The 25,983-nt window shown below is 75.1% G+C and carries 24 protein-coding genes and 1 pseudogene; 8 read left to right on the forward strand and 17 right to left on the reverse strand.

Annotated elements, in window-relative coordinates; translation table 11 throughout:
• Nucleotides 1–121: 121 nt before the first annotated feature.
• The gene (locus tag ACZ7L1_RS34295) at nt 122–1,129 is read right to left on the reverse strand and encodes a Ppx/GppA family phosphatase (protein WP_471442931.1); all 1,008 of its coding nucleotides are present in this window, start codon (nt 1,127–1,129) and stop codon (nt 122–124) included.
• Between the two features lie 246 nt (nt 1,130–1,375).
• Between ACZ7L1_RS34295 and ACZ7L1_RS34300 the strand changes: the two are divergent.
• The 4 genes and pseudogenes from ACZ7L1_RS34300 to ACZ7L1_RS34315 form a co-directional block, all read left to right on the forward strand.
• A pseudogene (locus ACZ7L1_RS34300) lies at nt 1,376–1,537 on the forward strand (NAD-dependent epimerase/dehydratase family protein); the annotation flags it as partial.
• A 50-nt stretch (nt 1,538–1,587) separates the two neighbouring features.
• Entirely contained in the window at nt 1,588–1,848 is a 261-nt protein-coding gene (locus ACZ7L1_RS34305) for a hypothetical protein (RefSeq protein WP_471442933.1), read from the forward strand.
• A gap of 47 nt (nt 1,849–1,895) precedes the next feature.
• Nucleotides 1,896–2,738 (forward strand): glycosyltransferase family 2 protein, encoded by an 843-nt coding sequence (locus tag ACZ7L1_RS34310; protein ID WP_471443019.1) that lies wholly within the window; start codon nt 1,896–1,898, stop codon nt 2,736–2,738.
• Nucleotides 2,735–3,748: a glycosyltransferase family 2 protein gene (locus ACZ7L1_RS34315; RefSeq protein WP_471442935.1), complete on the forward strand. Its 1,014-nt coding sequence runs from the start codon at nt 2,735–2,737 to the stop codon at nt 3,746–3,748. Before ACZ7L1_RS34310 ends, ACZ7L1_RS34315 begins: the two co-directional genes overlap by 4 nt.
• A 62-nt stretch (nt 3,749–3,810) precedes the next feature.
• Here the strand turns inward: ACZ7L1_RS34315 and ACZ7L1_RS34320 are convergent, their stop codons facing one another.
• Nucleotides 3,811–4,005 carry a DUF2795 domain-containing protein gene (locus tag ACZ7L1_RS34320; RefSeq protein ID WP_471442937.1) on the reverse strand — a complete coding sequence of 65 codons (195 nt, stop codon included), beginning with the start codon at nt 4,003–4,005 and terminating at the stop codon, nt 3,811–3,813.
• A gap of 243 nt (nt 4,006–4,248) precedes the next feature.
• Between ACZ7L1_RS34320 and ACZ7L1_RS34325 the strand changes: the two genes are divergently transcribed.
• The gene (locus tag ACZ7L1_RS34325) at nt 4,249–4,383 is read left to right on the forward strand and encodes a hypothetical protein (RefSeq protein ID WP_471442940.1); all 135 of its coding nucleotides are present in this window, start codon (nt 4,249–4,251) and stop codon (nt 4,381–4,383) included.
• A 421-nt stretch (nt 4,384–4,804) separates the two neighbouring features.
• Nucleotides 4,805–6,067 carry an MFS transporter gene (locus ACZ7L1_RS34330; protein WP_471443021.1) on the forward strand — a complete coding sequence of 421 codons (1,263 nt, stop codon included), beginning with the start codon at nt 4,805–4,807 and terminating at the stop codon, nt 6,065–6,067.
• A 283-nt stretch (nt 6,068–6,350) separates the two neighbouring features.
• Here the strand turns inward: ACZ7L1_RS34330 and ACZ7L1_RS34335 are convergent, their stop codons facing one another.
• The 10 genes from ACZ7L1_RS34335 to ACZ7L1_RS34380 all read right to left on the reverse strand — a co-directional run bounded on the left by ACZ7L1_RS34335 (nt 6,351) and on the right by ACZ7L1_RS34380 (nt 17,550).
• On the reverse strand, nt 6,351–7,418 hold the full coding sequence (locus tag ACZ7L1_RS34335) for a glycosyltransferase family 9 protein (RefSeq protein WP_471442942.1): 1,068 nt from the start codon (nt 7,416–7,418) through the stop codon (nt 6,351–6,353).
• The gene (gene rfaE2, locus ACZ7L1_RS34340) at nt 7,415–8,809 is read right to left on the reverse strand and encodes a D-glycero-beta-D-manno-heptose 1-phosphate adenylyltransferase (RefSeq protein WP_471442943.1); all 1,395 of its coding nucleotides are present in this window, start codon (nt 8,807–8,809) and stop codon (nt 7,415–7,417) included. The genes ACZ7L1_RS34335 and rfaE2 overlap by 4 nt, the downstream gene beginning before the upstream one ends.
• Nucleotides 8,806–9,453, reverse strand: coding sequence for a D-sedoheptulose-7-phosphate isomerase (locus tag ACZ7L1_RS34345; RefSeq protein WP_471442945.1), 648 nt, complete (start codon nt 9,451–9,453; stop codon nt 8,806–8,808). Before ACZ7L1_RS34345 ends, rfaE2 begins: the two co-directional genes overlap by 4 nt.
• A 114-nt stretch (nt 9,454–9,567) precedes the next feature.
• Complete coding sequence (locus ACZ7L1_RS34350) at nt 9,568–10,839, reverse strand: glycosyltransferase (protein WP_471442947.1); 1,272 nt, start codon at nt 10,837–10,839, stop codon at nt 9,568–9,570.
• Complete coding sequence (locus tag ACZ7L1_RS34355) at nt 10,836–11,801, reverse strand: glycosyltransferase (protein WP_471442949.1); 966 nt, start codon at nt 11,799–11,801, stop codon at nt 10,836–10,838. The genes ACZ7L1_RS34350 and ACZ7L1_RS34355 overlap by 4 nt, the downstream gene beginning before the upstream one ends.
• A complete protein-coding gene (locus ACZ7L1_RS34360) occupies nt 11,798–13,030 on the reverse strand; it encodes a glycosyltransferase family 9 protein (protein WP_471442951.1) in 1,233 nt (410 codons plus the stop codon). The genes ACZ7L1_RS34355 and ACZ7L1_RS34360 overlap by 4 nt, the downstream gene beginning before the upstream one ends.
• Nucleotides 13,027–13,704, reverse strand: a complete 678-nt coding sequence (locus ACZ7L1_RS34365; protein ID WP_471442953.1) for a D-glycero-alpha-D-manno-heptose-1,7-bisphosphate 7-phosphatase — start codon at nt 13,702–13,704, stop codon at nt 13,027–13,029. Before ACZ7L1_RS34365 ends, ACZ7L1_RS34360 begins: the two co-directional genes overlap by 4 nt.
• A complete protein-coding gene (locus ACZ7L1_RS34370) occupies nt 13,701–14,783 on the reverse strand; it encodes a glycosyltransferase family 2 protein (protein ID WP_471442955.1) in 1,083 nt (360 codons plus the stop codon). Before ACZ7L1_RS34370 ends, ACZ7L1_RS34365 begins: the two co-directional genes overlap by 4 nt.
• Nucleotides 14,783–16,444 carry a carbamoyltransferase family protein gene (locus tag ACZ7L1_RS34375; protein ID WP_471442957.1) on the reverse strand — a complete coding sequence of 554 codons (1,662 nt, stop codon included), beginning with the start codon at nt 16,442–16,444 and terminating at the stop codon, nt 14,783–14,785. Before ACZ7L1_RS34375 ends, ACZ7L1_RS34370 begins: the two co-directional genes overlap by 1 nt.
• Before the next feature lie 143 nt (nt 16,445–16,587).
• A complete protein-coding gene (locus ACZ7L1_RS34380; RefSeq protein ID WP_471442959.1) occupies nt 16,588–17,550 on the reverse strand; it encodes a UDP-glucuronic acid decarboxylase family protein in 963 nt (320 codons plus the stop codon).
• A 464-nt stretch (nt 17,551–18,014) separates the two neighbouring features.
• Here ACZ7L1_RS34380 and ACZ7L1_RS34385 point away from each other — a divergent pair, with 464 nt between their 5' ends.
• Nucleotides 18,015–19,766 carry a glycoside hydrolase family 15 protein gene (locus ACZ7L1_RS34385; RefSeq protein ID WP_471442961.1) on the forward strand — a complete coding sequence of 584 codons (1,752 nt, stop codon included), beginning with the start codon at nt 18,015–18,017 and terminating at the stop codon, nt 19,764–19,766.
• Between the two features lie 21 nt (nt 19,767–19,787).
• Here ACZ7L1_RS34385 and ACZ7L1_RS34390 read toward each other — a convergent pair whose 3' ends face one another.
• The 5 genes from ACZ7L1_RS34390 to ACZ7L1_RS34410 form a co-directional block, all read right to left on the reverse strand.
• On the reverse strand, nt 19,788–20,279 hold the full coding sequence (locus ACZ7L1_RS34390) for a DUF1360 domain-containing protein (protein WP_471442963.1): 492 nt from the start codon (nt 20,277–20,279) through the stop codon (nt 19,788–19,790).
• Between the two features lie 32 nt (nt 20,280–20,311).
• Nucleotides 20,312–21,301: a DMT family transporter gene (locus tag ACZ7L1_RS34395; protein ID WP_471442965.1), complete on the reverse strand. Its 990-nt coding sequence runs from the start codon at nt 21,299–21,301 to the stop codon at nt 20,312–20,314.
• A 259-nt stretch (nt 21,302–21,560) separates the two neighbouring features.
• Nucleotides 21,561–22,358, reverse strand: coding sequence for a polysaccharide deacetylase family protein (locus ACZ7L1_RS34400; protein ID WP_471442967.1), 798 nt, complete (start codon nt 22,356–22,358; stop codon nt 21,561–21,563).
• Between the two features lie 224 nt (nt 22,359–22,582).
• The gene (locus ACZ7L1_RS34405) at nt 22,583–23,545 is read right to left on the reverse strand and encodes a DMT family transporter (RefSeq protein ID WP_471442969.1); all 963 of its coding nucleotides are present in this window, start codon (nt 23,543–23,545) and stop codon (nt 22,583–22,585) included.
• A 7-nt stretch (nt 23,546–23,552) separates the two neighbouring features.
• A complete protein-coding gene (locus ACZ7L1_RS34410; protein ID WP_471442971.1) occupies nt 23,553–24,404 on the reverse strand; it encodes an SDR family NAD(P)-dependent oxidoreductase in 852 nt (283 codons plus the stop codon).
• Nucleotides 24,405–24,660: 256 nt separating this feature from the next.
• Here ACZ7L1_RS34410 and ACZ7L1_RS34415 point away from each other — a divergent pair, with 256 nt between their 5' ends.
• On the forward strand, nt 24,661–25,848 hold the full coding sequence (locus tag ACZ7L1_RS34415; RefSeq protein WP_471442973.1) for an MGDG synthase family glycosyltransferase: 1,188 nt from the start codon (nt 24,661–24,663) through the stop codon (nt 25,846–25,848).
• Nucleotides 25,849–25,983: the final 135 nt, after the last annotated feature.

The raw sequence follows: 25,983 nt of genomic DNA on the forward strand, positions 1-25,983 counted from the left end.
CCGGGGAGGAAAGGGAGGGGGCTCGGGCAGGGGGAAAAGGGGGGGAAGACCAAAGGGGCGGGGACGGGCTGGGGGGGGGGGAGCGTGCCGCGGCCCGGTCGCCGCCCTGCGGGTGCCCCGGTCAGGCCGTCGGTTCCGCCACGCGCAGCGGAACGGCGGCACCCGACAACGTCTCCTCACCGTCCCGCGCGACCTTCGACCACCAGGCGAGGCCGTCCTCGATGGACCGCAGCAGCACACCCTCCCTGACCGCCCACGGGCAGATGGTCACCGTCTCGAAGTTCCCCAGCTTCATGACGGTGTGGCCGACCAGGGCACCGGCCAGGCTCTGACGGGCCCGTGGCGCGGAGATGCCCGGCAGGTCGGCCCGTTCCGCCGACCGGCGGGAGGCCAGGTGGTCGATGGCCCGCCGCAGATCCGCACGGCGCAACTCACGGTGCACGAACGGGCCGTGCCGTCCCGGCGGCGCCCCGCACAACCGTGCCAGCTGCTGGAACGTGCGCGAGGTCGCCACCGCCGTGCAGGGGCTCTCCCAACGGGCGCGCGTGGCCACGTCGCGCAGCTGGTGACGTACGTTGCGGCGCAGCGCCTTGATGTCCGCCGGGGTGGGCGGATCGTTCTCGGCGAAGAACTCACGGGTCAGCCGGTTCGCACCGAGCGGCAACGACGCGGCGAAGTCCGGCAGGCTGCCCCGGCCCAGCGCCACCTCCAGGGAGCCGCCGCCGATGTCGAGCAGCGCCAGCGGCCCGGACCGCCAGCCCATCCACCGCCGTGCCGCAAGGAACGTCAGCTCCGCCTCCACCTCGCCGGGCAGCGTGCACAGGGCCACACCCGTCTGGCCGCGCACCGCCTCCAGGACCTCCCGCCGGTTGGGCGCGGCGCGCACCACCGCGGTCGCGAACGCCAGGGGCGGCCCCGAGCCCCACCGCTCGGCCGTCGCGGCGGCCTCGGCGACCGACTGGGCCAGTTGCTCCACCGCCGCGTCCGCCATCCGCCCGTCCGCGTCCGTCTGGTCGGACAGCCGTTGCTTCCACTTCGCGGTGTGCACCGGGAGGGGCACACCGCGCTCCGCGTCCGCCACCATCAGACGGATCGTGTTCGAACCCACATCAATCACGCTCACCCGCATGGCGGCGAAGTACCCCGTTCGGCCCGGGGGATGCCGGGCGGGCCGTCCCACCGCGCGGTTTCACCCGTACGGGCCACGACGAGCCACGGTGGCCGCCGTGCGGTAGGCGGTGCCGTGCACGCACCCCTGTGGCACGCCCTCACCGCAGGCCGGAGCATGAAAACAACTAGCCGGGGCACTCGACCGGCCGCCGCGCGCAGGCGTGCATCACCCACCGGGGAAGGAAGGCGGGAGGACCGCGTGCTGATGACGCCGACGACCACGTTCTCGCCGCTGCCGACGGCCCGGCCCTTCTGGGGCCGTGCCGTGGTGACCGGGGGCGCCGGGTTCCCCGGCTCACACCTGTGCGAGCGTCTCCTGGACAGCGGGATCGACGTCGACTGTGCGGACGACCTGGCGGAAGCCCGGCCGGCCGGTGACACGACCCCCGAGCCAGTGGCGCACGGGGGAGGGGCGCGGTGAAGGCGCTCGTCGTGCGGTTCGACGGCTTCGGAGGCGTCCTGCCGGCCGACGCGGGCCATCGAGTCGTCGTCACCGGCGGCCCGCACGAGACCGCCCTGACCAGGTACGTCAGCCGCGGCACGGCCGTGGACCTCGGCGGCCGTACGGACGCGCGGCCCCTGGCCGGGGCGGTGCGGGCCGCCGACGTCGTCATCAACGAGATCACGGCCCACGACGTGCGGCGCGGCGTGCAGAAGCTGCTCCAGGAGGGCGCGTGAAGGACACCGACGCGCCCGAGCGACACGCCTCCCGTGTCACCGTCGCCATGATCACCCGCGACCGACGTGACAGTGTGCTGCGCACCCTGGACCGGCTGGCCGACCTGCCCGAGCGGCCCCCGGTCATCGTCGTGGACAACGGCTCCAGCGACGCGACCGTGAACGCCGTACGCGACCACCCGCTGGGCGTGCGCGTCCTGGTCGCCGGACGCAACACCGGCGCACTGGGCCGCAACCTCGCGGTACGGCACGCCACCACGCCCTACGTCGCCTTCAGCGACGACGACTCCTGGTGGGCGCCGGGCGCCCTGGACACCGCTGCGGACGTCCTCGACGGCCACGCGCGGCTCGGCCTGCTGGCCGCCCGCACCCTGGTCGGCCCGGACGCCGCCGAGGACCCGCTGAACTCCGTCCTCGCGCGCTCGCCGCTGCCGCCCGACCCCGACCTGCCCGGCCGCCCGGTGCTCGGCTTCCTCGCCTGCGCGGCGGTGGTCCGCCGCCGGGCCTTCCTGGAAGCAGGCGGCTACCACCGGGTGCTGTTCTTCGGGGGCGAGGAGACCCTGCTGGCCTACGACCTCGCGGCCCGCGGCTGGGGCGTCAGCTATGTGCCGTCGGTGACGGCCCATCACCACCCGGACCCCGGTGAACGCCCCGGCCGCTCGGCGGTCCAGCGGCGCAACGCCCTGCTCACCGCATGGCTCCGCCGGCCCGTCACGGTGGCGCTGGGCCACACCGCCCGCCTCGCCGCGGCGGCGGCCCGCGGGGAGCGCGACGCCGCGGCGGCGCTGCGCGGTGCGATCGCCCGGCTCCCCGCGGCCCTCAGGGACCGCGAACCGCTGCCCGCACGGATCGAGCACGCCGTTCGCCTGCTGGAGCGGGCCACCCCATGAGCGCCGACGACGGCACCGACGACCGAGGACGAGCGGACATGCCCCACGACCCCTCTCATGTGCCCGCCACGACACCCCGGAAGGACACCGGCGCCCCGCACGACGACGACCTCCACCCCGACCGCCGGACCACGGTAGTCGTGATCACCCGGGATCGTCGGCCTGAACTGCTGCGCACCCTGCGGACCCTGCGGGACCTGCCCGAGCGGCCCCCGGTCGTCGTCACCGACAACGGGTCCACCGACGGCACCGCGGACGCCGTCACCCGGCACTTCCCCGAGGTCCGGCTGCTGTGCCCCGGACGCAACCTGGGAGCGGTCGGCCGCAACCTGGCCGTGCGCCACGTACGGACGCCCTACGTGGCGTTCTGCGACGACGACACCTGGTGGGAACCGGGGTCCCTGCGGCGGGCCGCGGACCTCCTCGACGCCCATCCTCAGCTCGCGGCCGTGACGGGCCGCATCGTGGTCGAGCCGTCGGGGGAGGAGGACCCCGTCGTCGCCGAACTGCGCGACTCACCCCTCACGGGCCCCGACTGGCTGCCCGGCCCCGCCCTGGGATCGTTCCTCGCCGCCGCGACCGTGATCCGCGTCGACGCCTTCAGGGCCGCGGGCGGCTTCCACCCCGGACTGTGGCTGGGCGGTGAGGAGGAACTTCTCGCCACCGACCTGCTGCGCCGGGGCCACTGGCTGAGTTACGTACCCGAACTGACGATCCATCACGCCGCGTCCCAGGTACGGGACGGCACCGAACGGCGCGTCCTCGGACTGCGCAACACCCTGTGGTTCACCTGGCTGCGCCGCCCCTGGCCGTCCGCGCTGCGCCGCACCTGGTACCTGCTGCGCACCGTCCCCCGGGACCACGCGTCCGTGCGCGCGTTCGCGCGGGCGGCGGCGGGGCTTCCCTGGGTCCTGAAACAGCGCGATCCCGTGCCCGCCGACCTCGAGGCCCGGCTGATCGCCCTGGAGGAGGCGAGGCGGACCTCCCCGGCCCGCAAGTACGTCGGCTGACCACCGGCGCACGCACCGCGGCCGGGGCACCTCGCCCCGGCCGCCGCACCTTCGACATTGGATCACTCGTTCTCGAACACCGCCTTGCTCACCTCGGCCGGATTCTGGAACTTCTTCTTCCCGAGGTGATCGATGCGCTCGGTGATCTCCTTGGGGGCTCGGTTGTCCCGGGCGACCTTCTTGAGCTGCTCGGTGTCGGTCGGGTACTCCGCGCCGGACAGTGCTTTCTGCAGATCTGTGGGGCTGACACCCGCCATGGCTCCTCCAGGCGGTGAGACGTTCCGGTTGACACGGCGCCGCCAAAAGCGCCGGACCCCCGAGTACCCGGGGCCCGGCGGGGCCATGCGCAGACCGGGCGCGCGATCCCCGGCGACACCGTCAGGGCCGGGGGAGTAGCTCTGAGAGCCCCGAACAAAATGGGGCGCCCGGCTCGCGGCGTCCGCTGTCGCGGGCGCGGGGCGGCGCCACGTCCTCCCGGCTGGTGTACTCCTTCGGTCCGGGTGGACCCCGACTCCGACCTCGGGCACACCGCCGCACAGCGTGCCGAGCAGGCGCGCGAGGGCGGTAAACCCGGGCTGTCACAGCACCTGCGGGACGCCCCGAAGACGCCGATCCAGGAGGAACTGGAGGGCTGACGTCACGGCGGCCGGCCACGGATGCTGTGAGCAAGTACACAAGGGCGCCAAGTCCCCGCCACGGTCGGGGACTTGGCGCGTGTTCGGCATCCCGTCCGGGGCCCGCGGCGACGACTCGCCGGTCCCGTCTGCCACGATGGTCGAGGCCGTCCTCCCGGGACCCGCACCGCGGCTCACCGGCGGCACGGCACCCGCCAGATCCGGGGGAGCGACCGCGCAGCGCAGCCGGTGTACCGAGCTCCCGCCGATGTTCCGTGTGAGTCCCCCCCGGGACCCCTCCCCGAAGATCACTGTGCCTTCTTCTCCTGTCGCTTCCGCGTCCTCTCCTACCCCCGTGCCGGCTGCCTCCGCGCCGGACGCCGCCTCGGCGGCCCCGGCGGCCGGGTCCTCCTCGCCCTGGAGATCCCTGAAGTACCGCAGCATGCGCTGGTGGTCCCTGGCGAACTTCGTCTCGAACGCCGGCACCTGGATGCAGCTCACGGTGCAGAACCTGCTGGTCCTGAAGATCACCGGGTCCGCCGCCGCCACCGGTCTGTCGATCTCCGTCCAGGCCGCCCCCGCCCTCCTCGTGAGCCTTGCGGGCGGCGCCGCCGTCGACCGCCTGCCGAGGCGGCTGACCGCCGCCGTCAGCCAGGCGCTCCTCGGCGCCGTCGCCTTCACGACGGCCGTCCTCGTCGCGCTCGGCCGGCTCGACGTGCCCGTGCTGATGGTGCTGGCCGCCGTCACCGGCCTGATCGCCACCGTCGACGGGCCCGCGTGCGCCCTGCTGGGCAACGACCTCGTCCGCGAGGAGGACGTCCCCTCCGCGATCGGGGTGGGCTCGCTGGTGCACAGCGCGGGCCGGCTCGCCGGTACGGCGCTCGCCGGTGTGGCGGTCGGCTTCTTCGGCACGGCCGCCGCGTACGCCGCGAACGGGGTCTCTTTCCTGTTCGTCGCCTCCGTCATCCCCTTCCTCCGCCCGGCACCCGGCGCCGTACGGGCTCCCGCTCGCCGTGGGCAGGCCATCCCGGCCCAGCGCGGCGGTCGGCCCGCGGGCGGGGACATGACCGTGCGGCAGGGCCTGGCGTTCTTCGCCCGCCGCCCGCGGCTGGTCGCCCTCGCGGGCATCACCGGGATCAGCGCGATCTTCGGACGCAACTACGGCCTCACCCTGGCCGTCCTCGTCACCGGCCCGCTCGCGGGCGGCGCCGCGGCGTTCGGCACGGTGTCCACCGTCCTCGCCGTCGGAGGCATCATCGGCGCCGTCCTCGGTGCCCGGCTGCGCCGGCCCTCCGTGCGGGTGGTGGGCACGCTGGCCGCCGTGGGCGGACTCCTCCAGATCGTGGCGGGCCTCTCGCCGTCGCTCGCCGTGCTGCTGGTGCTGGTTCTGCCGATGGCCGTGGTGGAGTCCGTCTCGGACACCGCCGGGACCACCGTCCTGCAGACCGACCCGCCCGCCCACCTGCGCGGTCGCGTGCTCGGCGTGTGGAGGACCATCAGCACGGCGTGGGGCCTGGGCGGCCCGCCCGCGCTCGGCCTCCTCATGCAGCTGGCCGGAGCCCGCGGCGCCCTGGTCGTCGGCGGGGTGATCATCGCGGGCACGATCGGAGCGGGCTGCGCCCTGCGCCGGCGCCGCCGCACCGCCCCGGCGGTGGTGCTCCGCACGGAGGACTGCGGGGTACCGGATCTGAGCACCGCGGCCTGAGCCGTCCGGGCGGCGGACGGCCGGCCGTCCATTGCCGGGGCCGACCTGCGTGTCGCCGCCCGTTTCCGGGGCCGTCCCCGCTGTGTCGCCGCCCGGCCCTCATGCCGGGCCGGGGCCGCGCGCGATGCCGCCGAGGCGGCCGGGCCCGGTCGCCGGACGGGATCCCACCACCGCCTCACGGCGGACGGATGCGGTGGGCTCGTGCAGAGGCTCGTGCCTTCTTCGGCCGTCGGCCCTCGACCGGCACAGCCCTCATGGGCCTCCGGTCCGCCGTCGTCCTCCTTCAGCCCTGGGCCCGCAGCCCCGCCGTCAGTGCTCCGGGCACCTCGCCCCGTGCCCCACGGTCCGACCCCCGCTCCCGCACGGGCCCCGGCTCCAGCAGGCCGTGCACCGCCTCGGCGACCTCCGCCACCGTGATCCTCAGCAGCCGCTCGTCCGGCACCCTTCCGTGCGCGTCCCCCGGCCTCGGCGCATCGTCGTCCCCCGGGTGCCACAGCACCCGGTGCCGTGCGTCGGCCGGCGGCCCCCACAGCCGAGGGGCGACCGGGCCGAACAGGACCACCGAGGGGGTGCCCAGCGCCGTGGCCAGATGCGCGAGCCCGGTGTCGCCGACCACCACACAGCGGGCCCCGGCCACCAGCGCGGCCAACCGGTCGAACGGCACGTCGCCGTCGCCTCCCACGACCGCCTCCCGTGGCAGCCCCGCCCGAGCCGCCACATTGCGCGCCAGCGTGCCCTCCCCGGCGCCCGCTGTCACCACGACGTCGTACCCGGAGCGGCGCACCTCCCGCGCCAGGGCCGCGAACCGTTCCGGCGGCCAGCACCGCGCGGCCGCGTCGGCCCCGGGGTGCACCACGACCGCGCCGGGTGCGGGGGAGGGCGTCGCGGGCGCCGGGATCGACAGGTCCTCCGGGTCCGCCCGGACGCCGTACCAGGCGAGCAGACGGCACCACCGTTCCCGCTCGTGTTCGTCCTCCCGCCACACCGGACCGGGGATGTCGGGAGTGTCCGGGTGCGCGTAGGCGAACAGTCGCCGCGGCCCGAGCCGCTGCAGCAGGAGATGGCTCGGCGGGCCGTTGCCGTGCAGATCGACGGCCAGATCGGGCGCGGGCCCGGCCCAGGCCAGCTCGGCGGGCACCGCCCGGCCGGGGGCGGAGGCGGGCAGCACCCGGTCCACCAGGCCGGTCGCCGCGGCCGCCTGTGCCAGCCGCCCGGGCGCGGCCAGCACGATCCGGTGGCGGGGCAGATGCCGCCGCAGCGCCCGCAGCGCGGGCACCGCCGTCAGCAGATCGCCGAGCCCGAGCGCCCGCAGCACCAGCACCCGCGGCGAGTGCGCCTCCGCCGTCCTCACGACGGCGGCACCGGGGGCACGGCGGCCCGCGCCGCCCGGCGGGCCAGCAGCGTCGTGGAGCGGCCGTCGAGATACGGCAGTACGACCGCCTGCCCGCCCCAGGCCCGCAGCGCCTCCGCCTCCGGCAGGTCCTGGACGGAGTAGTCGCCGCCCTTGACCCACACATCGGGCTGCAGCCGCTTCAGGACCGTCTCCGGCGTGTCCTCCTCGAAGACCGCGACGGCGTCCACGCTGCCGAGCGCCTCGAGGACCCGCACCCGGTCCGCCACCGTGTTCAGCGGGCGTCCCGGCCCCTTCAGTCGGGTGACCGAGGAGTCCGAGTTGAGGCACACGATCAGGCAGTCGCCGATGCGCCGCGCACTCTCGAGCAGGCCCACGTGCCCCGCGTGCAGCAGGTCGAAGCAGCCGCCGGTGGCCACCACGGTGCCGCCCCGCGCGCGAACCCGCTCGGCGACCGCGAAGGCGTCGGTGCGGGGAGTCTGCGCCGCGGGAGGAGGCGGGGTCCGCCACAGCGCCGGATTCCCGGCCCCGCCCGCCGAGACGAACGCGGCGGCCTCCGCGACGCCCCGCTGCAGGGCCTCCTCCGGCAGTGCGCCGTCCGCCAGCGCCGCCGCCGTCGTGGCCGCGAAACAGTCGCCCGCACCGCACGGGTCCCCGCTGGCCCGGTACGGCGGCGGCACCAGCATCGGCGTGCCGTTGCCCGGCCTGGCCAGCAACGCCCCGCGATCCCCGAGGGTCACGGCGACACCGGCCGCCTGCCAGCGCTCCGCGAGCCGAGCGGCCCGGTCGGCGTACGCGCGCAGCGAGTCGCCGTCGCCGGGGCACAGGGCGCATGCCTCCGCCGCGTTCGGGGTGACCAGTCGCGCCCCCGGCACCGGAGTGTCGCCCCGGGGATGGGGGTCCCACACCAGCGGCGTACGCGGCACGACGGCCGCCAGGTGCTCCCGCACGGCACCGGCCGTGTGCCGCCCGTAGTCGGCGACCAGCACGGCGTGCGCCTGCGTGAGCGCCTCCCGCACCGCGGCGTCCGGCTCGCCGGGCGTGCCGCCGCCCCGGTCGATCCGCACCAGAGGCCGGCCGCTCGCCAGCACCCGCGTCTTCACCGGCAGGCTGCCCCTCAGCGGGATCTCCACAAGCCGCACCCGGCCGCGCAGATCACGGCGCACGGCCTCGCTGGCCGAGTCGTCGCCGAGTGCGGTCACCAGCACCACCTCGCGCCCGCCGCCGGCCGCAAGCGCGGCGGCGAGGCCTGCCCCGCCGGGATGACGCCGGTCCTCGGTGACGTCGACGACCGGGGCGGGGGCGTCCGGGGACAGCCGGGTGGCGACCCCTTCGATGTCCTCGTCGAGCAGAACGTCCCCGACGACCACGAGCGGACCCCGCCCCGTCACGACACCCTCCCGTGCGCTCCGACCGTACGTGGCGCGGCGGTGGGCCGGGTCGCGGCGCCGAGCGCCGCGTCGAAGCTCTCGCAGAGCAGGTGCACGGCCACCAGATGGGCCTCCTGAACGGTCGCGGTGTTGCCGACGTCGATGCACAGGGCCTCGTCGGCCGCCTCCGCCAGGGGGTTCGGGCCCGGCCCGGTGAGCGCCCAGACACGCAGCCCGGCCGCCCGGCCGGTCACGGCCGCGCTGATCAGGTTGGCGCTGCGGCCGGAGGTGGACAGCAGCACGAGCACGTCACCCGGGCGGCCGTGTGCGGCCACCTGCCGGGCGTAGACCTGGTCGAAGCCGTAGTCGTTGCCGATCGCGGTCACGCTGGAGGTCTCCGCGTGCAGCGAGATGGCCGAGTAGGCCGGCCGTTCCTGCCGGTAACGACCGACCAGCTCGGCGGTCAGATGCTGGGCCTGGGCGGCGCTGCCGCCGTTGCCCGCGGCCAGCAGCCGGCCGCCGGCTGAAAGGACGATCGCGAGTCGGCCGCCCCACTCCGCGATCCGGTGCAGGCCGTCCCGCCGCAGGCGGACGAGCGCCTGCTCCAGTGAACGGCAGTGCAGATGCGCGGCATCGAGTGCAAGGGATGCAGAAAAATCGGTCATGTTCTTCGGGCGTACCGCGTCACGGGGACGGCGGCCGGACCCGCACCTCCTTCGGACGTCGGAGCTCCGCGGTGGGTCGGGAACGCTGTCGAGGGCCGGGCGGACGGTGCGTGATCACACCACCCCCGTGGCGGCGGGCTGGGCGTCCAGGACGGAGCAGTACGTCGCCTCGGTCGCCGCGGCGACTCGTCCCCACCCGTACCTGCGCAGCACGCGACGGCGGCCCGCCGCGCCGCACGCCTCCCGCTTCTCGGGGTCGGCGAGGAGTTCACCGACGGCCCGGGCGAGGGCCTCGGGGTCCCGTGGCGGCACCAGGCGCCCGGTGGTCGGGTCTGCGACGGTGTCCAGCTGGCCGCCCACCGCGCTGGCCACGACCGGCCTGCCGCAGGCCATGGCCTCCAGCGGGACGATGCCGAACGGCTCGTAGTCCGCGGGGCACACCACCACGTCGGCCGCTCGCAGCAGCGGCGGCACATCGCGCGGCGCCACACCGCCCCTGAAGATCACCCGGTCGGCGACGCCGTGCTCCTCGGCGATGCGGCGCAGCCGGCGCACCTCCGGGTCCTCGTCGAGCCGGTCCGCCGACGGCCCGCCGACGACGACGAGTTCCGTCTCCGGCAGCAGGGCGAGCGCGGCGACGGACACCGCGGAGCCCTTTCGCGGCACCAGGCGGCCCAGCTGGAGCAGCCGGTGGCGGCGGGTGCCGCGTTCGGCGACCGGACCCTTCGGCGTGAACAGCTCGGTGTCCACCCCGCACGGCACGATGCCGACCTTCCCGGCGGGTATGCCCATCCTGCCCAGTTCGACGACCTCGTCCCGGCACGTGGCGATCACCCGGTCGCAGCCGAGGCCCACCTCCGTCTCGTACGCGATCCGCCGCGGCGGACTGGTGTCCGCCAGCTGCTGGTGTCGTCGCTTCACGGTGCCGAGCGCGTGGTACGTGTGCAGCAGCGGCAGCCCCAGCTCGCGCACGGCCCGCAGCGACGCCAGCCCCGACATCCAGAAGTGCGAGTGCACCACGTCCGGCGCCCGCACCCGCCAGACCCCGGCCAGATAGCGCCCGAAGTCGGCCATGTAGGGCAGCAGTTCGTCCTTGGGCAACGGCTCCGGCGGACCCGCGGGCACATGGCGCACCTCGACCCCTTCGCGCAGCGGCACCCGGTCCGGCAGGTCCTTGTCGTCGCGGCGGGTGTACACGGTCACCCGGTGACCCCGGTCGGCGAGCGCTCCGGCCAGGCAGGCGACGTGGACGTTCTGCCCGCCGGCGTCCACCCCGCCCAGGGTGGCGAGGGGACTCGCGTGTTCCGAGACCAGTGCGATCGACAGGGAACCGGGGCCGTCGGCGTCGACGGTGCCGGGCTGGATGGGGTGCAGGGATGAGGTCATGAGCGCGCCTCCGTCATCAGGCGCTCCCAGTCGTCCAGGAAGCGCTTGAGCCCGTACCGGCCGAGGGCCGCCTGGCGGGCTCGGGCGCCGGCCTCGGCCGCGGCTTCGGGTTCGTGCAGGTAGTGCCGGGCTGCCCGGGCCAGGACATCGGGCCGGGTGGACAGCACGCCCGCGCCCTGCGGGACCGCCTCGACCACCTCGGTGGTGGCGAGCGCCAGAACGGGCATGCCCAGGTGCATGGCCTCCAGCAGCGACAGGCCGAGGGAGGTCCAGCGCACCGGATGCAGGTAGAACCGGCGCTGCGCCATCGCCCGGTGCAGCTCGGCCTGCGGCAGGTCCGCGCTTCGGCACCGCTCCTCGGGCAACCCGAGATGGCGGGCCAGGCCCTCGGTGCGCATTCCGAACACGTCCAGCGGCGCCGCCTCCGCCAGCGCGGGCAGCAGATCCGTACCGGTGTGACGGCCGCGCCGTACCGGCTCGTTGACGACGACTGCCCCGCGGGCGAGACGACCGGTGTACTGGTGTCCCGGGTCGACGATGCCGTGCTCGATGACCTCGGTGCGCGTCCTGCCGCAGTCCCAGAACAACCGGTTGAAATGGGTGACGTGAACCAGCGTCAGGTCCCCGCGGTCGGCGAAGGGGTGCCGGGTGTTCGGCACGTCGCCGTCCGGTGCGTTGTGCTCCAGGTAGACGGCGGGTATGTCGCGGCCGGGGCGGCGGCCGCCTAGCCAGCGCTCGGCCAGCGCCGGCTCGTGCGGCCGTTGCAGGACGACCAGGTCCACGTCCGCGTCCCGCAGCTGCTCGGGGGTCACCTCGCGCACCGAGGACGGCCAGGAGAACGTGCGGGCCCGCCCCAGTCCGTCGGGGTCGCGGCCCGGTGTCACCGGAACGAGGTAGGTGTGGGGACCCTGGACGAACGCCGTCGTCCAGGAGCCGTGCACATGCCACAACAGGATGTTCATACGGTCGCTCCTCGTTCCGTCTCGGGACCGCGGCCCGGACCGGACACGTCCTCCGCCGGGCCGCTCGCGTCCCCGGGCCCTGACACGTCCTCGGAGCCGGACGCGTCCTTCGGGCGGGACCCGTCACGCAGCCCGGGCGACGCGTCCGTGGTGAGATCCGCTCGGTCCGGCTTTCGCGTCCGGTCCGCGTCATGCATCGCCGTGGGCCTTCTCTCACAGAGCGCCGCCACGGCGGCCAGCACCTCGGCATCGCTCACGCCGTCGAGACACGGGTGTCCCTGCACCGGGCAGTTGCGGGCGCGGGTCGCCGCGCAGGCCGCGCTCTGGTCCCCGAGCAGCACATGCGGGACGCCGTACGGAGCCCAGCGCTCGGCAGGTACGACCGGCGCGAACAGGGAGGCGACCGGGGTGCCCACCGCGGCCGCCAGATGCGCCGGCCCGGTGTTGCCGACCAGCACCACCCGCGCCCCGGCCAGCACCCCCGCCAACTGCCGCAGATCGGTGAGGCCGCCGAGGTCCAGCCCATGCGATCCGGCCACCTTCGCGGTCAGCTCCCGCTCCCCCCGGCCCCCCGTGACCACGACCCGATAGCCCTCGGCGGCCAGGGCGGCCGCGGCCCGCACCGCCCGCTCGGGGCTCCACGCCCGGGCCGGCACGGCGGCACCGGGGTGCAGCACGACGTACGGCTCCGACCCGGTGAGGTGAGTGGTGTCCGGCGGCGTGGTGACCCGCAGTGCCCCCTCGTCGCCGGGCGGCAGCGCGAAACCGGCGTCCCGCGCCAGGTCCAGCGCCGCCAGGGCCTCGTGCCGGTGCGGCAGCCGGCGGTGCCGCAGGTCGAGCAGGGCGCCCGGGTAGTCCTCGCTGTCGGCGGCCGTCCAGCCGACCCCGGCCAGCTTCAGCAGCAGCGCGATCGGCAGCGGACTTTGGTGATGTGAGACGAGCACCAGGGCGCGGTCGAAGCAGCCCGCGGTCAGCGGCTGAAGGAGCCGCCGCGTCGCCGCACGGGAGACCGGCGCCGGTTCCAGCCCCACCCACGGGGCGTCGTACTCCAGCACCTCGTCCACGCCCGGCAGCAGCTTCGCCGCCTGCACTCCACGGGGACCGCACAGCATCGCCGTGTGCGAGGAACCGGCCGCGACGGCACGCACGGCGGGCCCGGCCAGCAGCACGTCGCCGGCGCTGTCGAGGCGCACCACCAGGGTGCGGGGAAGGCGTCGGGTGTCCGTCATCGTGCCTCCCCCGCCATCGAGGCGGCGCACGGCCCGTGACCGGGGCCGTCCTCCGGGTCCAGCACCAGGCGCACCGCCGCCAGCAGGTCGCCGGCCGTGCCCTCGGCGGCCTCGATCTCCTCCGGGAGGGTGACCGGGGTCGGCACCAGCACGCCGCGGGCGCCCGCCGCCCGGGCGGCCCCCATGTCCGCGCCGATGTCCCCGATGACGACGGCGCGCTCCACCGGGACGCCGAGCCGTGCGCAGGCGGCCACCACCAGGCCCGGAGCCGGCTTGCGGCAGACGCAGCCGTCGCCCGGGCCGTGCGGACACACCGCCCACACGTCGAACGGGCCGAGCAGTTCCTCCACCCGCCACCGCACCGCCTCCACCTGAGCGCGCGTCAGCAGGCCCCGGGCCACGCCGGACTGGTTGCTGACCACCCCCACGGGAATGCCTCGCGCACGGACGGCGTCGACCGCCTCCCGCGCCGTCGGCATCGGCACGACGCGCGCCGGGTCACCGTTGTAGGGCACATCGGCCACGAGCGTGCCGTCGCGGTCGAACAGCACCGCCGCCGGCAGGGTGGCCCCCGCCTGCGGCGGGCCGCCCCGGGGTCCGTCGAACAGCCAGGGCCCGGTCGCCGACGGCACGGCGGCGTCGGGGCGACGGGGCGGCAGGGGACGTCCGCTCATGGGTGCACCCGTTCCTCGAGCGACTGGCGCCGCACCGGCGGCTGCGCCCCGGCGTCGTGTGCGACGTGCGGCGGCGCTCCCCGGTGGACTATGTGACCGCGCAGCCAGTGCCAGGTGGCGGCGGGCGGGATGAGCACGCTGGTCAGCGCCATGGTGGCCACCTCGTCCGGGGTGCGCGGCCCCGGGCCGATCCGTGCCAGGGCGAACTCGGCGGTCCCGGCCAGCCAGCCGGCGGCACAGACCGCGGCGGCCCGGGGCCTGCGCAGGGCGGCGCAGGCGAGGGCCGCCACCGCCGCTCCGGTCGCCGCCAGATGACCGGGCAGCCGTCCCCGTGGTGCGCCCGCCCTGCTCCACCACCCGGGGCCGTGCAGCCGGGTCATCAGCACGTCGTCTGCGTTCCCCGTCTGCAGGCGCACCGAGACCCAGCGGTCGGCCGGGCGCACCGGGTGCGTGGTGCTCCGGGAACCCGAGGTGACCGCCCACCCCGCGGCCTGCACCCGCAGCGCGAGGTCCGCGTCCTCCCGAAAGGCCCGCCGGAACCGTTCGTCGAAGCCGCCGACGGCCTCCAGGGCCGTACGCCGGTAGGCCATGTCGGCGGTGATCCACCGCGCGGTGGCGAGGCCGGCGGTGTTGCGTTCCCAGTCGGTGGGCCGGCGGTCGGGCGGCAGCGGCACATCGATCCGGGCGGTGATCGCGCCCGTCGGTTCCGTCGCCTCCGCCAGGTCCAGGGCGAGGTCGTCGCCCCAGGTACGGCCGGGCACCACGTCGTCGTCGAGGAACACGATCCAGGGGATCCGCCCGGCCGCCCGCCACCCGTCGTTGCGGGCCGCGGCCGGCCCCCGGGCACGGCCGCGCACCACGGTGGTCACCGGGCGCAGCGGCCCCGGGATGTCGACCGTGAGGGGCTCGCCCTCGTCTCCGGGGCGGTCGTCGACGAGGACCACCCGCACCGGCCGGGGCCCGGACGCCTCGGCCAGCGCCCGTAGGCACGCACTCAGGCTGGGCCGTCCCAGCGTGGGTATCACCACCGCGTACGCGTCGTCGGCGGTGTTCACCATGTCGTCTCCGCGCTCCGCCATCACGTGCTCCTCGCGCCGGCGCCGCGGAAGAAGTCTCCGCGCCGCACCGCGTAAGGACCGATGGCGAGGAGATCGACGGGGGAGGAGCCGAAGCACTCCAGCGCGTCGCGCGGATCGTCCACCATGGGCCGGCCCGCCGTGTTCAGGCTGGTGTTGACCACCACGGGCAGCCCGGTGAGCCGTTCGAACTCGCCGAGCATACGGGCGACCAGCGGCTCCTTGGCCGGGTCGACGGTCTGGATGCGGGCCGTGCCGTCGACGTGCACGACCGCCGGGATGCGGTCCCGCCACGCCTCGGCCACGTCGTGCACGAACAGCATGTACGGGCTGGGCAGCGGACCGTCGAAGATCTCGGAGGCGCGGTCGGCCGGCACCATGGGCGCCACCGGCCGGAACTGCTCGCGGCCCTTGACGTCGTTGAGCCGCTCCAGGTTGCCCGCGTGCCCGGGGTGGGCCAGCAGCGAACGGTGCCCCAGCGCCCGGGGGCCGTACTCGGAACGGCCCTGGAACCAGGCCACGATCCCGTTGTCCGCGAGGGTCTCGGCGACGGTCCGGGCGATGTCCGCGGGCCGCTCGAAGGGCACCGCCGCCGTCTTCAGCCATGCCCCGAGCTCCGCGTCCGACCAGTCCCGGCCCAGATCGGCGCCCGGCATCGGCTCCGGCTCGTCCCCCTGCCCGGCGGCCAGCAGCAACGCGCCGCCCAGCGCCGTGCCCGCGTCACCGGCCGCGGGCTGCACCCACACCCGGGAGAAGGGCCCCTCGCGGGCGATCCGCGAGTTCGCGACGCAGTTCAGCGCGACGCCCCCGGCGAGCGTGAGCACGCTGTGGTGCGTCCTGCCGTGCAGCCAGCGCACCAGGTCGAGCAGCGTCTCCTCCAGTACGGCCTGGGCGCTCGCGGCCACGTCCGCGTGGTCCTGCGTCCACGGCTCGTCCGGGCCGCGCGGCGCGCACAGCTCGTGCCAGGGCACCCCAGTGGCGTGGAAGCCGCCGTAACCCGTGGGGTACACATGGCGGCGCAGCTCGGCGAGCATGCGCGGACGGCCGTGCGAGGCGAGCGCCATCACCTTGAACTCGTCGGAGGACCTGAGGAACCCGAGATGTTCGGTCAGCTCCTCGTAGACCAGCCCCAGGGAATGCGGCAGTTCCTGCGCGTACAGGGGCTCGAGACGGTCCCCGACCCGGCGCGCGGCCAGGTGCGAGGCGCGCTCCCCGCGGCCGTCCAGGACCAGTACGGAGGAGTCCCCTGCGTCGGGCGCGGCGAAGGCGCTGGACGCGGCGTGCGCCATGTGGTGCGGCACGAAACGGACGATGCCGGGGTCGAGGCCCGGCAGCGCCGTCTTCAGAAAGCCGGGAGCCTCGCGGGCGTACGTCTGCCGCAGGTGGTCCCAGGGGTCGTCCAGACCCATGGCCTCGGCCGGAAGGGCGAGATCCGGATCGTAGGAGTAGACGACGGCGTCGAGGTCCTGGGGGCGCAGTCCGGCACGCCCGAGGCACCACGCGGCGGCCTTCTCCGGCAGTTCCCAGGCGGAGAACGGCACCGGCCGCTTGCCGTGCTTGCGCCGGGAGAATCGTTCCTCCTCGGCGGCGGCGACGGTCCGGCCGTCGATCACCAGGGCGGCGGCGGGGTCGTGGAACAGAGCGTTGATTCCGAGGATGCGCATGGGGTTCCGAGGCCTTTCGGCGGTAGAGCCGGACGGAAGCGGGTGGTGAGGGCACAGGTGCGGGGAGGCGTCTGCCGGTACGGGGCCCGAACGACGGGGCGGGTCCGCTGCCGCGGGGTGCGGCCGGAGGGCGGGCGCGCGGGTCAGCCCCCGGAGGTGACGCGGAACCAGTCGATGGTGCGGCGCAGGCCTTCCTCGGCGTCCACCTGCGGCTCCCAGCCGAGCTTGTCGCGGGCCAGCGTGATGTCGGGGCAGCGCACGGCCGGGTCGTCCGTCGGGCGCTCGATGAACCGGATCTCCGACGTCGACCCGGTGAGGCGGATGACCAGACGGGCGAGCTCCAGCATGGTGATCTCGGAGGGGTTCCCGATGTTCACCGGGCCACGCATGCCGTGCGCCGCCGCCGCGAGAATGCCGCGGACGGTGTCGTCGACGTAGCACAGGGACCGCGTCTGGCGTCCGTCACCGGTGACCGTCAGCGGCTCACCGGCGAGCGCCTGCCGCACGAACGTCGGAACCGCGCGGCCGTCGTGCCCCCGCATCCGCGGACCGTAGGTGTTGAACAGCCGCACGATGCCGGTGTCGGTGCCCTTCGCCTCGGCGTGCGCGGTGGCCAGGGCCTCACCGAACCGCTTGGCCTCGTCGTACACGCTGCGCGGACCGATCGGGTTCACATGCCCCCAGTACCGCTCGTCCTGCGGGTTCTGCTGCGGGTCCCCGTAGACCTCGGAGGTCGAGGCGAGCAGGAAGCGCGCCCCCGAGCGGTGCGCGAGGTCGAGGGCGTTGCGCGTGCCCAGGCTGCCGGTGTCCAGCGTGTGCAGGGGCAGGCGCAGATAGTCGGCGGGCGACGCGGGGGAGGCGAAGTGGAGTATGAGATCCGGCTTCCGGTCGACGGTCAGCCCCTCCGCCACATTGCCCCGCACCAGCGTGAACCCGGGCCGGTCGAGCAAGGGCGCCACGTTCTCCGGCCGGCCGGTGCTGAAGTCGTCCACGCAGGTGACCGAGGCGCCCGCCTCCAGCAGGGCGGCGCACAGGTGGGAACCGACGAACCCCGCGCCGCCGGTGACGACGGCGTGGTCCCAGTTCCGTGACAGAGGGCTGGCCATTGAAGAACTCCTCCCTACGCGGCGACGGCTTGTCGGGCCCGGTTCTCCGGGCGCCGGGCCGCTGACGTCGCGGAAGACCGTCGAGTACCCCGATCAGCGTCCGTCGCCGCGGCGCCGGTGGCTCGGTGGTGTACGTCATCCGAGTGAGTGACGCAGGGTGAGGACCCGCGGTGCGCACGCGCCCCGACGGGCACGGTGGCCGCGCCCCACGGGCGCCCGTGGCGGTGCGGCGGGGCGCGGCGGGGGCACCGGACGGGACGGCGGACGTCGCCGGGTCGTTGGCATGCGGCACCGGTTTCCCCACTGGTCCCAGCCCAATCAACGGATCTCTCCAGCCGTCCCGGAACGCTTCTCACACGCTCGGCGCCAATGCCGCAGCTCAAACCGGGTAGCCGTACGGCTTGAGGTCCCTGCGACCCCGCAGGCCGCGCTCCCCCGGTCGGCCGAACCAGGAGGCAGCACCCATGAGCACATCGTTCCCGCCGCACGCGCTGCACGACTACGCGTTGCTGGCCGACGGGGAGCGCGGCGCGCTGATCGGCCCCTGCGGCGACATCGGCTGGCTGTGCTCACCCGGCTGGCACAACGACGCCGTCTTCGCCTCGCTCATCGGCGGCGGCGGTGTCTACGCCATCACACCCAGGGGCCGCCATGTCTTCGGCGGCTACTACGAGGAGGGCACCCTCGTCTGGCGCAGTCGCTGGGTGACCACCGACGGCATCGTCGAGTGCCGGGAGGCCCTCGCCTTCCCCGGCGAATCCAGCCGCTTGGTGCTGCTGCGGCAACTGCACGCCGTCGACACGGTGGCCCACGTACGGGTCCTGCTCGAGCCGCACGGCGACTACGGCCGATCCTCAGTGACCTCCGCGCACCGCACCGACGACGGCGTGTGGTACCTCACCTCGGGCTCCCACCGTCTGCGCTGGCAGGGCGCCCCGTTCGCCGTCGCCCGCGGCCAGGGCCTGACAGCCGAGATCGTGCTGGAACCCGGCGAGCGCCACGACCTGGTCCTCGAGTGCTCCACTTCACCTCTGCCCCGCACCGCGCCGCGGGCCGCCGAGGCCTGGGCCGCGACGGAGCAGGCCTGGCGCGAGGCCGTACCCCCGCTCGACGACACGATCGCCCCGCGCGACGCCCGCCGTGCCTACGCCGTCCTGCGAGGCCTGACCACCCACGGCGGCGGCATGGTCGCGGCCGCCACCACCAGCCTGCCGGAACGTGCCGAGGCGGGGCGCAACTACGACTACCGCTACGTGTGGATCCGCGACCAGAGCTACGCCGGGCAGGCCGCGGCCGCCGCCGGCGCCCCCGAGCTCCTCGACGGGGCCGTGCGCTTCGTCGGTGAGCGGCTGCGGGAGGACGGCCCGCGCCTGGCCCCCGCCTACACGGTGCACGGCACCCCCGTCCCCGGCCAGAGGGAACTCGACCTGCCCGGCTACCCCGGCGGTTTCAGCCGTGTAGGCAACCAGGTCAGGGAACAGTTCCAGCTGGACTGCTTCGGCGAGGCCCTTCTGCTTTTCGCGGCGGCCGAACGCCGGCAGCGGCTGGACTCCGACGGGTGGAAGGCCGCCGAGATCGCGGTGCGCGCCATCGCCGAGCGGTGGCGGGAGGCGGACGCCGGGATCTGGGAACTGGACTCCCAGTGGTGGACCCACAGCCGACTGACCTGCGTCGCCGGGCTGCGCGCCCTGGCCGCCGCGGCCCCCCGCCATCCGCTCTCCGACCGCTGCGCCCGGCTCGCCGACACCCTCCTCGACACCACCGCGCGGCGCTGTCTGCATCCCGACGGCCACTGGCAGCGCACCCCCGACGATCCGAAGGCCGACGCCGCCCTGCTGCTGCCGGCCGTGCGCGGCGCCCTGCCCGCCTACGACGACCGCAGCCGCGCCACCCTGGCCGACTGCCGTCGTCGACTGGCCCAGGACCACTACATCTACCGCTTCCGGCACGACGAACGCCCCCTCGGGGACGCCGAGGGGGCGTTCCTGCTGTGCGGGTTCGTGATGGCGCTCGCCGAGCACCAGCAGGGCCGGTTGATCGACGCCCACCGCTGGTTCGAACGCAACCGTGCCGCCTGCGGGGCGTCGGGCCTGTACGCGGAGGAGTTCGACATCGCCCAGCGGCAGCTGCGCGGCAACCTCCCACAGGCGTTCGTCCACGCCCTGCTGCTGGAGACCGCCGCACGGCTGGCCGGGGATCCCGAGGGGCACGCCTGACGCCCGGAGGGGCGCCCGACGTCAGCCCTCGGCCGCCTCGGCCGTCGCGCTCCACCCGTACTGCAGCAGGTCCGACACCGTGACGGCCGTGAGACCCGCGCACACCAGCCGGGTGGCCCTCGGCGCGGCGGTGTAGGAGCACATCAGCGCCCCGGCCACCCACGCGGACGTGCAGAACGGGCAGGAGAGCAGGTCGCCCACGGCGCGCCGCACACCGCTGCCACGCGCCTGGTCCATCACCTCGTTGGCCGTGCTGTCGGACTCCCGCCGGGTGAACGGCGCCCGCAGAAAGCTGGTCACCTTGTCCTTGGTCAGCAGCCGGGACGCCTTGAACGTCGCCGTTCCCAGCAGGGCGACGTCCCACGGCGGCACCTGGTGCGGCAGCCGCAGCCCCCGGCGGCGTGCCACCGCGGCGAACACCGCGGTACCCGCCGTGAACGTCGTCGCGAGGAGCGCGTAGCCCGCCAGCGGCGTGTCGCCGCTCTGGTCGTAGCGCGTGTCTTCCACCGTCATACGAATGCCTCCCTCGGGGGCCGGCCACCGGGTCAGCCTTCGCTTTCGGGCCGTTCTCCCGTGGGTCCCCGTCCCCGCCGGGTGCGCGGACCCCGGCTGTCCCAGCCCTCGTCCTCCTGCGGCCCCGAGTCCCCCTGGCCCCCACCCACAAACGCCTGCCGGGGGTCGGCCTCAGGCGTCCGGATCCTCGACACCGCCCGGCTCAGCCTCACCACTCCCCACACGATCAGGGCGACGCCGATGGCCTCGGGCAGCAGCCACCAGCCGGTGCGGATCCGCTCGTCGAACAGGGTGATGCCGAGCAGCAGGCTCACCGTGGCATCCCCGATGGTGAGCGCCGGCTGGGACGCGGTCAGCCAGCCCGCCTGGAGCGCGTTCTCCAGCAGCAGGATGGCGCTGACACCGGTGAGCGCGAAGCCGTAGGTCTGCCAGGACTGCAGGAAGGCGACGAGGCCGCCCTGCGCGAACCTGCCCGTGGCGGACTTCAGCAACGCCGCGGTCAGGGCGTTGCCGACAGCGGAGGCCGCGGCCAGCACGGCGGCCCGGAACAGCGGCGGGCGCCCCGGGCGGGCGATGACGACCGCGGTGGCCATGGCACCCAGGCAGGCCGCGAGGACCGGGATCCAGCGCACCATCGATGCCTGGTCCACCACCCCGGACGGAGCGGCGGAACCGAGGACCAGGGCAAGCCCCATGACGACACCGGTGATCGCCCACCAGGCCGCGGCCGGCAGCCGTCGCTGCATCAGGGGAGCGGCGATCATCAGGGCGAACGGCAGCTCCAGTACGAACAGCGGCTGCACCAGTGCCATCGGCCCGTTGACCAGGGCGAGCGCCTGGAACAACGCGGCGCCGACGACGCCGCCGATGCCGATCACCCAGGCCGGCCGGTGGGCCAGCTCGATCAGCAGCCGCAGGCCGCCGCCGCGCGCGACCGTGGACGCCGCCTTGCGCTGGAACGCGGTACCGACCGCATTGCTGGCGGCACCCATGACGGCGAACAGCGCGGCGAGAAGGATCACTCCTCCAGCATGCCCCCGGACGCCCGGAGCAGGCGGCCGCAGAACGCCGCGACCGCATTGGCCGGCGAGCCGGTCGCCCGCGGCACCCTGAGCGGGGTGAGACGGCGGTGCCCCGGGCGGCGGCGCACCCGGCGACGCGCCCGGCGGCGGCTTGCCACGCGGGCGCAGACGCCGCCGGCCGGTGTTCTCCGGCGACCCAGGTGACCCCGGAGTCCGCCAGATCGTGACGCCGTGGTCCGGTTCACTCCGTTGGCGGGCGTCAGGCGCCGCGGACGCACCCCGCCGTCTGCCGCGACGCGGGCTCCTCCACGCCGGCTCCCACAGCATGCTCGCCGAGCGGTCCCACCGACAGCCCCGCCGAACGGCAGTCGTCCACGATGCCGGGGAGCGCCCCGAGCGTCGCGCGCCAGCAGCCGACCGCCGCGGCATGGTCCGAGTCGTGCAGCAGCAGGGTGCCGCCACCCCGCAAATCCGTACCGGCCGTCGCGCGTACGGAGGCGGGCGTGGCGTCGGCCCTCCAGTCCTTGCCCCAGGCCGTCCACAGCACCGGTCGCAGGCCTGCCCGCCGGGCCGCCGCCCAGCGTCCCGACGTGAGGATCCCGTACGGCGGCCGGTACCACAGGGGCCGACGGCCCGCCGCGGCGTGGACCGTGTCCACCGTCCGGACCAGGTCCGCCGTGTCACGAGCCGGAGACGGCAGCCAGGGCCTGCCGTGGCTCCAGCCGTGCACGGCCAGCTCGTGCCCCCGCTCCGCGATGTCCCGGGTCAGTGCCGGATAGCGCACGACACTCTCGCCCAGCACGAAGAACGTCGCCCGGACGCCGAGGTCGTCCAACGCGTCGAGGAAGTGCGGTGTGGAGCCGGGATCGGGGCCGTCGTCGAAAGTCAGAGCGATGTGGTCGGGGCGGCCCACCCCGGCGAGCCCGGGGAGGAAGCGGCGCCGCAGGCCGGGCAGCCAGGTGGCGGCCGGGCCGATGTGCACCGCCGCGACCGCCGCGACCGGCGCCAGGAGGGCCGCCGCGCGCCCGCCGGCGGAGGGACCGTAGGGACGAGTCATCGGGCAACTGCCTCCTTGTCGTCAGGCACCCGGGGCTTCGCCGGGTTCCGGGCCGTCGTGGGCGACGGGTCGTCGTCGGGGCGGGACCGCCGTGGATCGGGCGGGAGCGCCATGGATCGGGGCTGACACGGATCGGGGCTTGCAGCATCTGCGCCGGCATGGATCGCGGCCGGCACGGATCGCGACGGGCACGGATCGAGGCCCCTGTTGGACCGGGATCGTCGTCAGGGGCCGGGCTGCTCGCCGTCCGGGCCAGCGGCCGACGGCCTCCCCGGCGCCCGCTCGCGGGCCTCGGGGTCCGGCCCGTCCCGGCCGTTCGGTGCCGTGTCCCAGGCACCGCCGGCCCACGGGGCGCCCGCCAGTCCGATACTGCCCGCACCGATGAGCGCGAAGCCGAGCACCTCGGGCAGCACCCGCACCCCGAGGGCGATCTGCTCGTCGAACAGCGCCAATCCCAGCGCCACCCCGACCATCGCGTCCCCGAGAGTCAGAGCGGGCTGCGACGCCGTCAGCGACCCGGCCCGGAACGCGCTCTGCAACAACAGGAAGCTGACCACGCCGATCAGGGCCGTCATGTAGGGCGGCCACTGCGTCAGCACGGCCCCCACGCCCTGCGGGAGCCGTCCCATGACCTCCTTCAGCAGCGCTGCCGTGGCGGCGAACGACACCGCGCTCGACAGCCCGAGGAGCGCGGCACGCGGCGCGCCCCGCACCGCACGGGCCGAGACGACCAGAGCCACCACGGCGCACACCACGGCCACCCCTGCCGGAAGCCAGCGCCCCGGCAGGGCCGTGGTCCGGCCGGGGGAGGGCGCTGCCACCCCCAGGAACAACGCCAGGCCGACGGCGAGGGCGGTGAACGCCAGCCAGGTGCGCCGACTCGGGCGAGCGCGGAAGACGACGCCGCCGACGGCCAGGGTGAACAGCAACTCGGTGGCCAGCAGGGGCTGCACGACGGCCAGACTGCCAACGGCCAGCGCGGCCGCCTGGAACACGGTCGACAGTGCCAGCAGCCCGGCCCCCGCCAGCCAGTACGGCCGCCGCAGCACCTGACCGAGCCAACGCACCGCCTGGCGCACCCCGCGGCCGCCCGCGGGCGCGTCCGTCGCCGCGCGCCGTTGCAGCACGGAGGCCGAGGCGTTGGACAGCGCCGTGAGAAGCGCGAGTACGACGGTGAGAGCGCTCACCCGCCACTCATCCGAACGTTGCGGCGAGCCGCCGGTACAGACCGGGCGCCGCACCACGGATCCGGGCGGGCAGCCGCAGCCAGCGGGGCACGTACACCTCGTCCCGGCCCCGGCTCACCGCGCACCAGACGGCGTCCGCCACCCGCTCGGGCGGCACCAGCCTCGGCCTGGACCTGCGGTAGGGCACACCCCGGCGCTCGAAGAAGGGGGTGTCCACCACACCGGGGACCACAAGGCTGACCCGCACCCCGGTACCGCGCAGTTCGTAGCGCAGGGCGTCGGCGAACGCCGCCAGCGCCGCCTTGGCCGCGGAGTAGACGGCCTCACCGCGCACGCCGACCGCGCCCGCAAGCGATCCGACGATCACCACACGCCCTGAGCCCGCTTGGACCATATGGGGGACGAGCTGCCGTACCACATGCAGTGTGGCGAGCAGATCGACGTCGATCACCTCGTCGATGGCGTGTGGGGGCATGGTGCTGAACTCGCCGGCCCAGCCGATCCCGGCGCACGCCACCAGCAGGTCCACGCGGCCCATCCGCTCCAGGGCGAACTCGGCCAGCTGCCGGCCTGCTCCGGGACGGGTGAGATCCGCCGGGTAACCGGTGGCCGCTGCCCGGTCGGCGACCTGCGCCAGACGGGTCGCGTCCCGCCCGTTGAGCACCAGACGCCAGCCGCCCTCGGCGGCCAGCCGCCGCGCGACGGCGGCCCCGATGCCGGAGGAGGCGCCGGTCACCAGTGCCGTGCCCGGGTGGTCCGCCCGGTCACCGATGCGCCGGGGCGCGGCGCCCGCGGAGGGGGACGGAGCGTCCACGGAGAGGGCGGGGAGGGATCGAGGAGGGGAGGGAGCATGGGACATGGCGGCGACCTCGGCTCGGCTGCGACGGCGAACACCGGACGGACGGAACGGGTGGCGACGGCTGTCGGTCGGGTGCTCCTGGCTTCGAGCACTCCTGCGCTGACAGGGTTGAAGCGGACGAAGCGGACGGTGAGTATCCCGCTCGCTACACCGCGAAACCCGCAATACGGGCGTGTTTGGAAAGTGCGGCTCGGGACAATCAGTACCAGTGCGTGCATTTTCCCCCGTGCCTCGACGGCGAGCGACGCGAGCGGCCATGAACCCCGCCCGCGGCCCGGCGGCCGAGGTAGCCCGTTCGGTGGGATCGGCCACCGCCCCAGCGGCCCCGCCGCCTCCGCCCCCTGACGGCTCCCGGCGGATCCTGATCGTGAGCGCGAGTATGGGGGCCGGGCACGACACGGTCGCCGGGGAACTGGCGCGGCGCGCACGGGAGCGCGGCCACGAGGCGGACGTCGTCGACGTCCTCGCCCTCCTGCCGTACGGCCTCGGCGCGGGGCTGCGCCGCTTCTACCAGTCCTCGGTCCGGCACTTCCCGTGGGTGTACGCCCTCCTCTACCGCACGTTCCTGCGCCGGGGCCCCGGCCGCCGTCCCAGCGGTGTGCCCTTGGCCCGCCTCGCGGGCGGCCGCCTGACGGATCTCGTGGACCGTACGGGCGCCGATGTCGTCCTCCCCGTTTTCCACCTGGCGGCGCAACTGACCGGCCACCTCAGGTCCCGGGGCCGGCTACGGGTGCCGAGCGCCGTCTTCCTGATCGACTTCGCGGTGCACCGGCAGTGGCTCCATCCGGGCAACGACCGCTACTTCTGCCTCACCGACGAGGCCTCTCGCGAGGTTCGGGAGGACATCGCCGTCCCCGCCGAGACGACCGGACCGGCCGTGGCCCCCGAGTTCCTCACCCCGGCCCCGGCCGACGCGCGGTGGTCCGGTCGCCTCGCCCGGTTTGCTCCGGGGCGGGCCCCGGTGATCCTCGCCGCGGGCGCCTGGGGAGCGGGCTCACATCTCCCCGCCACCGCCGGCCTGCTGGTCGCGCACGGCTTTCTCCCGGTCGTGCTGTGCGGCCGCAACGACGTGCTCCGCAAGCACCTCGCCGAGATCCCGGGGGTTCTCGCGCTCGGCTGGGTCGCCGACATGCCCGAGCTGATGCGCACGGCCGGTGCCCTGGTGGACAACGCCGCAGGTCAGACCGCCGTACAGGCTCTCGCTGCGGGCCTGCCTGTGGTGGGATACCGCCCGCTTCCGGGCCATGGTGACGAAGGCGTCCACCGAATGGCCGCGCTCGGCCTGACGGAGGTGGCCACTACGGAGTCCGAGCTGCTCGATGCGCTGGACCGCCTCACGACCCCGGGTCCCGACCGGGACCGGCGCGTCGCCCACGCCCGCACGTTGTTCCGCTCGGACGTCCTGACGCGGGTGCTGGAGCTCCAGGACGCCTCACCCGTGTGAGGCGCCGCGGCGGGCGGCCCATCGGACCGTCGTGCGCCGAGGCGGCCGGAAGCGTGCCGGTGTGCGCCGAGGCGGCCGGAAGCGTGCCGGTGTGCGCGAGTCGCGTACACCGGCACGCTCACCAGGGGCTGTGCC

It is taken from the genome of Streptomyces sp. NPDC107546, from assembly GCF_055639175.1.

Coding starts and splice junctions, on each gene's coding strand:
- ACZ7L1_RS34295 (WP_471442931.1), bottom strand. CDS start 1,129: ATGCGGGTGAGCGTGATTGATGTGGGTTCGAACACGATCCGTCTGATG.
- ACZ7L1_RS34310 (WP_471443019.1), top strand. CDS start 1,896: ATGATCACCCGCGACCGACGTGACAGTGTGCTGCGCACCCTGGACCGG.
- ACZ7L1_RS34315 (WP_471442935.1), top strand. CDS start 2,735: ATGAGCGCCGACGACGGCACCGACGACCGAGGACGAGCGGACATGCCC.
- ACZ7L1_RS34320 (WP_471442937.1), bottom strand. CDS start 4,005: ATGGCGGGTGTCAGCCCCACAGATCTGCAGAAAGCACTGTCCGGCGCG.
- ACZ7L1_RS34330 (WP_471443021.1), top strand. CDS start 4,805: ATGCGCTGGTGGTCCCTGGCGAACTTCGTCTCGAACGCCGGCACCTGG.
- ACZ7L1_RS34345 (WP_471442945.1), bottom strand. CDS start 9,453: ATGACCGATTTTTCTGCATCCCTTGCACTCGATGCCGCGCATCTGCAC.
- ACZ7L1_RS34350 (WP_471442947.1), bottom strand. CDS start 10,839: ATGACCTCATCCCTGCACCCCATCCAGCCCGGCACCGTCGACGCCGAC.
- ACZ7L1_RS34355 (WP_471442949.1), bottom strand. CDS start 11,801: ATGAACATCCTGTTGTGGCATGTGCACGGCTCCTGGACGACGGCGTTC.
- ACZ7L1_RS34360 (WP_471442951.1), bottom strand. CDS start 13,030: ATGACGGACACCCGACGCCTTCCCCGCACCCTGGTGGTGCGCCTCGAC.
- ACZ7L1_RS34365 (WP_471442953.1), bottom strand. CDS start 13,704: ATGAGCGGACGTCCCCTGCCGCCCCGTCGCCCCGACGCCGCCGTGCCG.
- ACZ7L1_RS34370 (WP_471442955.1), bottom strand. CDS start 14,783: ATGGCGGAGCGCGGAGACGACATGGTGAACACCGCCGACGACGCGTAC.
- ACZ7L1_RS34375 (WP_471442957.1), bottom strand. CDS start 16,444: ATGCGCATCCTCGGAATCAACGCTCTGTTCCACGACCCCGCCGCCGCC.
- ACZ7L1_RS34380 (WP_471442959.1), bottom strand. CDS start 17,550: ATGGCCAGCCCTCTGTCACGGAACTGGGACCACGCCGTCGTCACCGGC.
- ACZ7L1_RS34385 (WP_471442961.1), top strand. CDS start 18,015: ATGAGCACATCGTTCCCGCCGCACGCGCTGCACGACTACGCGTTGCTG.
- ACZ7L1_RS34390 (WP_471442963.1), bottom strand. CDS start 20,279: ATGACGGTGGAAGACACGCGCTACGACCAGAGCGGCGACACGCCGCTG.
- ACZ7L1_RS34400 (WP_471442967.1), bottom strand. CDS start 22,358: ATGACTCGTCCCTACGGTCCCTCCGCCGGCGGGCGCGCGGCGGCCCTC.
- ACZ7L1_RS34410 (WP_471442971.1), bottom strand. CDS start 24,404: ATGTCCCATGCTCCCTCCCCTCCTCGATCCCTCCCCGCCCTCTCCGTG.
- ACZ7L1_RS34415 (WP_471442973.1), top strand. CDS start 24,661: ATGAACCCCGCCCGCGGCCCGGCGGCCGAGGTAGCCCGTTCGGTGGGA.